This is a genomic window from Seonamhaeicola sp. NFXS20 (assembly GCF_049132085.1).
Taxonomy (GTDB): domain Bacteria; phylum Bacteroidota; class Bacteroidia; order Flavobacteriales; family Flavobacteriaceae; genus Seonamhaeicola.
In genome coordinates this window covers 22547-31532 of sequence record NZ_JAFMPU010000018.1, presented here as the reverse complement: position 1 = coordinate 31532, position 8986 = coordinate 22547, and the positions used below count along the sequence as shown (strand labels likewise).

7 protein-coding genes are annotated in these 8986 nt (G+C 30.4%); all 7 read left to right on the top strand.

The window, feature by feature from the left end; all coding sequences use genetic code 11:
- Window positions 1-187: hypothetical protein (locus tag J1D01_RS16930; RefSeq protein WP_421151698.1), on the top strand; the 187-nt coding region annotated here is incomplete at its 5' end.
- A gap of 7 nt (window positions 188-194) precedes the next feature.
- Window positions 195-788 carry a conjugal transfer protein gene (locus J1D01_RS16925; RefSeq protein ID WP_421151697.1) on the top strand — a complete coding sequence of 198 codons (594 nt, stop codon included), beginning with the start codon at window positions 195-197 and terminating at the stop codon, window positions 786-788.
- A 6-nt stretch (window positions 789-794) separates the two neighbouring features.
- Complete coding sequence (locus J1D01_RS16920; protein WP_421151696.1) at window positions 795-1631, top strand: hypothetical protein; 837 nt, start codon at window positions 795-797, stop codon at window positions 1629-1631.
- Between the two features lie 20 nt (window positions 1632-1651).
- Entirely contained in the window at window positions 1652-2278 is a 627-nt protein-coding gene (locus tag J1D01_RS16915) for a conjugal transfer protein TraK (RefSeq protein WP_421151695.1), read from the top strand.
- Window positions 2259-3224 (top strand): conjugative transposon protein TraM, encoded by a 966-nt coding sequence (gene traM, locus J1D01_RS16910; protein ID WP_421151694.1) that lies wholly within the window; start codon window positions 2259-2261, stop codon window positions 3222-3224. Before J1D01_RS16915 ends, traM begins: the two co-directional genes overlap by 20 nt.
- Complete coding sequence (locus J1D01_RS16905; protein ID WP_421151693.1) at window positions 3221-4027, top strand: DUF4138 domain-containing protein; 807 nt, start codon at window positions 3221-3223, stop codon at window positions 4025-4027. Before traM ends, J1D01_RS16905 begins: the two co-directional genes overlap by 4 nt.
- A 391-nt stretch (window positions 4028-4418) precedes the next feature.
- Entirely contained in the window at window positions 4419-8414 is a 3996-nt protein-coding gene (locus J1D01_RS16900) for a hybrid sensor histidine kinase/response regulator transcription factor (RefSeq protein WP_421151692.1), read from the top strand.
- Window positions 8415-8986 lie beyond the last annotated feature (572 nt).

Sequence of the window (8986 nt, the reverse complement as noted above, 5' to 3'; positions counted from 1 at the left end):
TGAACGAAAGTATACCGAAATGTTTATCAAAATAGGAAAAGCAAGTAACATTTTTCGTTTGGAAGTACCGCCTGAAGTTTTTGCCGCTTACCTAACGGATGGAGCAGAAAACGATGCTATAATGGCCTTTTATAAAGAGACCAATAATATGGAAAAAGCCATTAAGAAATTTATAAACCTTAAATAACAATATCATGAAACATCATTTAAAAAAGCGTATGAGAACTTTGGGAATGCTACTGGTTCTCTTCTTTCTATCAATCAGTAGTATTAAGGCTCAAGGAATGCCAGTCTATGATAATACCAATTTTATCAGTTTAGCAAAACAACTTATGGAATCTGCTAAGCAGACCTCAAATCTTTTAAAAACCGTTGAGTTTTTAAAACAACAAAAAGAACGTATTGAGCAAGTGAGTAATGTAATCCAACAATTGGATGCCGTTGGGCAATTGATACAAAACAATGGGCAACTCTTTAATATGGTGCAAGGCGATTTACAAGATATTTTAAACTCCCCTTATATCAAATCTGAAGAGATAAATCGAATTACAAATTCCTTTAATGATATCATTGAGCGTTCCATGGAAAGTGTTGATTATGTTAATAAGATTCTAACTAGTGATTATTTAAAAATGACTGATGCTGAACGCGCTATGATATTGAAAGCGTATGAAACTCAGTCTGATGAAATGGTCGCTGAAGTAAAGCATAAAACAAGGCGGTATAAGGAGATTATAGCATTCAGAAAAATACAGGATAGGATCAATAACAGAACAAGCGAATACTAATAGGGTATGTTTTTAGGGATAGGATTGGAGTATGTGGATACGGTCTTTCAGACCATCAAGAATAGTGATTTTTCTCAGTATACTATTGCCGGGATGAAAACATTAGCTGTGTTGTTCTTTCTAATTAATATTCTAAAAAAGTATAATGAAGGTATCGCTAGTACCGATGGACATACCTGGGGCTTAACACCAACAGAATTAGCCAAGAACTTTGTTATTGTTTTGTTGGTGATTTTTTCAACCCAAGTATTGGGCGTTTTTGATGGTATTTTAGTAGCTATTGAAACTCAATATCGGGATACGGCTCCAGCACTCCTCCCTTTACAATTACAGGATGTTAGTCTAGAACAGGATGTGGGTGCAATGGAAGCCGCCAAAAAGGCGATGGCCATCTTATATGAAGCCTTAGTGACACCCTTATATGGTCTTAAAATGATTGCCTTTATAGGTGGTGTCGTGCTTTGGCTTTTAGATTTGTTTATTTACCCACTATTCTTGGCAGAGCGTTATTTTTTACTAGGCATTATGCAAGCATTTTTTCCATTAGTTATTAGTCTAGCAGTTTTTGAAAAGTTTAGATCTCTAGCTTATACTTTTTTTAAGCTTTATTCAGGGATTTATATGTTGGTCCCCGCTTTCTTTTTAGTTAATGTGTTTGTGAATAACCTTTACACAGAAATCAACACCCATTTTTGGATGGATTTATTCGGAACAGATTGGGGTAGTGGGGTTTTTGCTCCAGTTATTGAATGTGCTTCCATAGGTTTTATTGTGCTTCTCAAATTTAAATTATACCGAAAAGCTAGCACGTTTGTCCTCAGGCTTTTTACAGGAGGTTCATAAAAACTAAAACTAAAAGCAGCATGAAAATACCTTATAAAAATATCTTTGAAGTACTTCGTATCAATCGTTTTATTGTATTGACAACAGTAGGATGTGCTACTTTGACTTGTCTGTTTTCAGTCCTGATGACCATCAAGATGTATAGGGAATCCCAAAATAATGCTTTTGTAGTGGGAACTGAAGGCGATGTAGTGCCTCTAAAAATAGTCAATCAACGTGAAAACTTTGAAGTAGAGGCGCTGTCGCATTTAGAGCGCTTTCACCATTACTTTTATAACCTTGATGGTAATAATTATAAAAAGCAGATTGAAAAAGCCCTGTGGTTGAGTAACAGTTCTGTATCAAATCTATACAGCCAGAAGCAGGCAGAGGGTGTCTATAATAGACTTTTGCAGTATTCATTAGTGCAGCATGTCATCAAAATTGAATCCCATGTAGAAACCGAAAGTGAACCGTATCCATTTAAGACGGTAATCATATTCCAAATTAACCGAGGTACTACAACTGATAGCTATGAACTTATATCTAGCGGAAACCTAATTCAAGTGGAACGAAACTTTCCGCATAACCCACATGGGTTATTAATTACAGACTATTTTGAAAATACACTTAGAAAACTTGAAGATTATGAAAATTCAGAAGAGTAACATTGTGATGGTATTGATTATCATCAGTGTGGTTTTGTTTATTGTTTTTTATTCCATTATCACTTTTGGAAAAGACAAAGAAACAACGATTAAAAACAACCAAGTACCTGTTCCTAAACTTGGAGAAGGGGAAAAACAATATGAAAGTAAAATAGAAGCCTTAGAAGCACTGAAAGAACAGCGTGAAATCAATGCTCCAAGTGTATATAGTGAACGTTTGTTGGATTCTATGGGTTATTTTAATTCTAAACAGGATAGTATCCGCAAAAAACGAATTATTGATAGTGTTTATTTTTTAGGGCAAAAGCGATATAAAAACTTAACCGCTTTAAAAAAAATAAAAGGTCATTATAACAAGCAAGATAACGAACCCAACTCTCAAATTATCGATACCTCTAATACCTCTAAGAAAGACACCTCTATAACCCAAAAAGGAGTAGGGGTTAGAACAAAGGAACTAGGTTTAGAACATCAATTGTTTTTTGCTTCGAATCCAAAAGAAAATCCGAAGCAGTCTATACATAATACAGATAAGGAATTAATGGTTCGTGTTGATGGTACACAAATGGTAAAGCAAGATTTTAGATTGCGTATGAGACTCTCTAAGTCAGCTAAAATAGGAGGGGTTTTAATTGAAAAGAACACCTTAATTTATGGTTTTGTGAGTTTTAAACCTAACCGAACCATTCTAAATATTGAAAATATTAAAGGGCGTGCTATTCAATTTGAAGCCTATGACTTGGATGATGGTAGTAAAGGGATCTATATAGAAAATAGTTTTCAGGAAGATTTGCAAAAACAAGTTGTTGGTGATATGGTTGATGATGTAAGTGTACCAGGGGTTCCACAGGTAAGTGGCATTAAACAACTCTTTAGAAGAAACAACCGACAGGTTAAGGTAACCATAATGGATAACTATCAGTTACTCTTAAAACTAAAATCATGAAAACAATATATATACTATTAACTATTATTCTATCGTGTTCATTACAGGCACAACAAACGCTAGATACATTATATGCCAATAACCAAAATACCGTTGCTGTATTTTTTCCAGAAGCTATCAAACAAGCAATTACTGGGGCTTCCCATTTTGTGTTTACCTATAATAGGGAAACAAAGCAGTATTTTGGGTTATTGCAAGCGCAACAAGGTAAAACAAGTAATCTGTTAGTTGTTACAGATGACGGCCAGGTGTATTCTTATATTTTAAAATATACTCAAGAGCTACCAAAACTAAATTACTTTATTTCAAAAACCGAAAGCATTGGTAGTGAAGTTTCTACTCCTATCAAGCAAATCCCCAAGAAGAAAACTTTAGATAGTATTGATAAACAAGCCAAAGACTATAAAAATTATTGTCAATTGTTGCTTAAAACGAAATCCGAAAGATTAGCTGCTAAACAAAGGAATGGGATTAAAATACAGTTACAGAAGATGGTTTATCACCAATCTGAAACCTATTTGGTTTTGGAGGTGTTCAATACTTCTGGTATTACCTTTGAAACCGACTTTTTAAAGGTTTATAGGATTAGCGGTAATAAAAAGCGTAAAGCTTCTTATCAAAGGTTTGAAATGAAACCTGTATACATGTATAATTATCCTAAGAAGATAAATACTAGCCAATCGCTTCGATTTGTATATGTGTTATCCAAATATGTGCTTGGTAAAAAGGAGAAATTCTTGATTGATTTACAGGAATTGAATGGAGGTAGACAAGTGAAATTATTAACAAAAATAAGGCGTTGATAGTTTGATTTTAATCTGTTCTTAATGAGGATTATTACTCCTTTTATAAAATGAGTACTACAATAAAGAAGTTTTGTCATTATTTTTTTAACCCATATCTTACAAAATTCCGTTTTCAAAGTTTTAGCTAAATATTAACAGAGGTTATATATATTAAGACTAGAAACTAATAGTCTTCATGTTTACAATATTTATTGTAGTTTTTCTATAATTTATAAGAAAACACACATAGTATTGTTTTTATTTGAATAAAAACAATACTGTTTTCTCTGTCCTTGGTGTAAATTGAAAAAAAATGATAATTTTACTTATATAATAAATATCTATAGTTGAAGATAATAACTAGTAAATTCTTTATGACATTAAAAATTATAATAATTCATTTAAATAAATGAGGTTTAAGGTAAATAATATTATAATTTTTTTAGTTGTTTTTTGTGTCTCTCCAGCCCTTGCCCAAAAGGATGCTTTGTTTTTTAAACATTTAACGAATGCAGATGGATTATCTTCTAATAGAATAAATGCTATACAAGAAGATGGAGAAGGGTTTATTTGGTTTGCAACGGGAGATGGACTTAATCAATTTGATGGAAGTACAATAGAGGTTTTTGATGAACAAGTTTCAAGTATGGTGATGCATTCAAAAACTAAAAATCTTATAGTTGGTACATCAAGTGGATTGAAAATTTTTGATAAAAACAAAAGACATTTTACAAACCTAAATCTGGAAAATAACTTTGGAGATAAATTAGATAGTGTTCAGGTAAATACGCTATACTATAGTTCAGATAATCAATTGTTTGTAGGTGGAGATTCTTTTTGTATAATTAATGACTCGTTAACAGACTTCATCAAATACCAACTCCCTAAAGATGAAAAGGGGAGGCAGTGGGAAATTACTTCTATAATTGAAACAGAAAAAGAGGAAGTTTTATTAGGCACAAAAAATGGGGTATGGCAATTAAATATACAAACGGGAAAATATAGTAGAGTATATCAAAGTGATAACTTAGGTATTATTAGTAAGTTATTTATAGATAGTGAATCAAATTTATGGATTTGTACCTACTCTAAAGGCATTTATTTTGTTAAAGGAGGTGATATTAAATCAAGTCCAGAGGTTTACAATTATGAAAGGGGCTTTTTAATAAACAATCGAGTTATTGATGTAATTGAAGATAAACCCCAAGTTTTTTTAATTGCAAATATAGAAGGAGGGTTAGTGAGGTTTGATAAAAATAAAAAAGAAGTTGTTTTTTATGAGCCAGATATACATAATGTTAATAGTATAAGTGGGAAAGCGTTAATGACTCTAATGAAAGATAGTCAGGATAATGTTTGGATAGGGACATATAATAGTGGTGTGGATTTTATAGATAGGCATCGAAAAAACTTTGAGCATTACCAAATTAATTTTAAGAAAGACGGTTTATTTAACAATAACATAAGAGCGTTATATGAAGATTCCAAAGGAACTATTTGGGTTGGAACCAAAGAAGGTGGAGGTTTAAGTAAATTTAATCATGATAAAGGAACTTTTGTTCACTATAAAACTGATGAGAAAAATCCATCAAGTCTTGGAGATGATTATGTGTTTTGTATTGAAGAATTAGATTCTAAACATTTAATGATTGGAACTTTAAAGAATGGTTTAGAGATTTTTAATACAGAAACAGGGGTATTTACACATAATGTTTTCAATAAAAAAAATTCAATATACAATGCTGTTTACACTATACATAAGGACTTAAATGATAATATATGGATTGATTATGGAGGGTTGTTTTATCAGTTTTTTCCAGAAAGCCATACTATCGAAAAAATTGATGGCATTGTAAGGGTTAAATGTATAATTGATGAGGATGAAAATCATATATGGTTAGGAACTCTAGAAACAGGTCTGTTTTTATTTAATACCCAAAAAAAAGAAATACAAAAAATAAAAATACAGGCTACAGAAATTAATGCTTTACGAAAAGACAGTAGAGGAAATCTTTGGGTAGGAACGAAAGAGGGGCTGTTTTTTAAGAAATCTAATACAAGTGAATTTGTGAGTTATACTGTTAAAAGCGGTTTAGCAAATAATCAAGTTTTAAGTTTAGAAGTAGATAATAATGACAATGTTTGGGCAGGAACAACCAATGGCTTGTCAAAATTTGATGTTAAAAAACAGAAATTTTTTAATTATGATGTCCATGACGGTTTGCAAGGAAATGAATTTGAACGTTATGTGTCTCTTAAAACTAAAGAGGGAGAATTAATATTTGGAGGTCGTAATGGTTTTAATGTTTTTAAACCCAATAGGATAACGGAAAATTTAAACGCTCCAAAAGTCGTAATTACAAATTTTAGTCTTTTTAATAAACCTGTAGCTATTGGGACTGAAAATTCACCACTAAAAAAGCATATTTCTCAAACAAAATCATTGACATTAACTCATAAACAGTCAGTAATAACTTTTGAGTTTGTAGCATTAAACTATTCCTCTCCTGAGAAAAATCATTATGCATATAAATTAGAGGGTTTTGATGAAAACTGGAATTATATAGGAAATAAACGTACTGCAACATATACTAATTTGCCTGCAGGAAGCTATGTTTTTAAAGTGAAAGCTTCAAATTCTGATGGTTTTTGGAATACAAACGGCGCATCTGTTAATGTTACTGTATTACAACCTTGGTGGAAAACTCCTTATGCTTTTTTAATATATCTTATTATTATTATTCTCCTTTTGGCTATATTTTATTATTTTTTATATACATATTTAGATTTAAAAAATGATTTAAAATTAGAGCAAATTGAAAAGCAAAATAATAAAGAATTACATCAAGCAAAGCTTCAATTTTTTACAAATATTTCCCATGAATTTAGAACGCCGTTAACATTAATTATAAATCCATTAGAAAGACTTTTATCATCTAATAAAAATGAAGAAAATTTAACCAGACAACTTAAGTTAATACATGCAAATGCAGATAGGTTATTACGTCTAATTAATCAACTTATGGATTTTAGGAAAATTGAAAAAGGAAAAATGACCTTAAAAGTTTCTAAATGTAATATAGTTGAAATTACAAAGAATATTGCAAAATCATTTGTAGATAAAGCTGAAGAATCTTCAATAAATTTTAAAGTTATCAGCTCTAAACCAGAGGTATTCGTGTATTTAGATATAGAAAAATATGATATTATTTTGCATAATTTACTGTTCAATGCCTTTAAATTCACTAAAGATTATGGTAATATCTCTGTGGAAATTTGTTTAAGAAATAAAGAAAATAATCATTTTGTAGAAATACGAGTGAAAGATGATGGTAAGGGTATCTCTGAAGATAGTATAACCCAGATCTTTGAAGAATTCTACCAAGAAGAACAAGGTCTAAAAGGTACAGGTATAGGCTTATCTCTTACAAAAAAATTAATAGAACTACATAAAGGCACCATTGAGGTGGAAAGTGCTTTAGAAAAAGGTAGTTGTTTTATAATAACTTTACCATTAGATGAGGCTCATTTTAATTCTTCTGACGTTTATGAACTTTCTAAAGATTATACTTTTAAAGATAACTTGCATAAACCAAGTGTTCAAGAAACAATAAAATCAAAACGAGTATTAAATGGAGGGTATAATAAAAACAAGACTATAAAAATTTTATTAGTAGAAGATAATGAGGAGCTTAGAAGCTATTTGAAAGAAAGTTTAGAGAGCCAATATGTAGTATATGAGTCTAACAATGGTGCTGAAGGTATCAAAACGTGTCTGAAGATTTCTCCAGATTTGATTATAAGTGATGTGATGATGCCTGTTAAAGATGGAGTAGAGATGTGTTACGATATAAAAACAGATATACGAATAAGCCATATTCCTATAATTTTGTTAACAGCTCGAACATCGTTAGAACACAAAATAGAAGGTCTTAAAACAGGTGCAGATGCCTATTTAGAAAAACCATTTAAAATGGAATTGCTTGAAACTCAAATAGCTAATTTAATTGAGTCAAGAAGGAGATTAAGAAAACGGTTTGGGAATGATATAAACTTAGAACTTCATGAAATTTCTAATTCATCAGCAGATGACAAATTTTTAAATAAAGCTAGAAAAATTGTAGAAGAACATTTGTTGGATACTGAGTTTAGTGTAGAAGATTTTATAAAAGAAATGGGAATGAGTCGTAGTAGTCTTCATGTTAAATTAAAGGCATTAACCAGTAAATCTACGACTGAGTTTATTCGTGCTATACGATTAAAAAAGGCCGCTATTTTTCTTAAAGAGACTAATCAGACTATTTCAGAGATAGCATATAAAACGGGATTTGCATCACCAGCGTATTTCTCTAAAAGTTTTAAAAAACTATTTGGTAAACTTCCAACAGATTATCGGAATGAATAGACTTATTGCCAAATAAACATCATAAAGAAAAAGATATATTCTTCTTTGATGTTAAATCACATATTACATTCGGGTATTATATAAAAAAGTTATCTATAAAAGGCTTGATTATAAATTAAAAGATGATTTATAATTAGCTAAGAACTTTTTTAAAAACATTAGCCTTTACTATTAGTGAATTTAAGTGTGTTTTATAAACATGAAAAGTTCAATATTCTACTTATGTTTTCTTAATATTTAGTTACCTACGTTATTTTTATTTTAAAATTTTATTAAATAAATCTTAATAAAAAAACACTTTCAAACGAAAGGTTATTCCTATATATTAAACATATGTATCTATTTTAAAACATATGTGTGATTTGTCGAACATTTGTATAGATATTAAAAACAATAGTGTTAGTTCTTGTTTGATAAATTTTTTTCCTTGTGAAGGCATTACAGATACAACTTCTTTAAAATGAAAAAGAAAAATAAAAGTGTAGGAATATTGATTTTGAAAATAACAATAACAGGGGTTCTATTTGTTTTATCAATATTGTTCTTTATTTCCTTGCTGTAGGAGGAAGGTA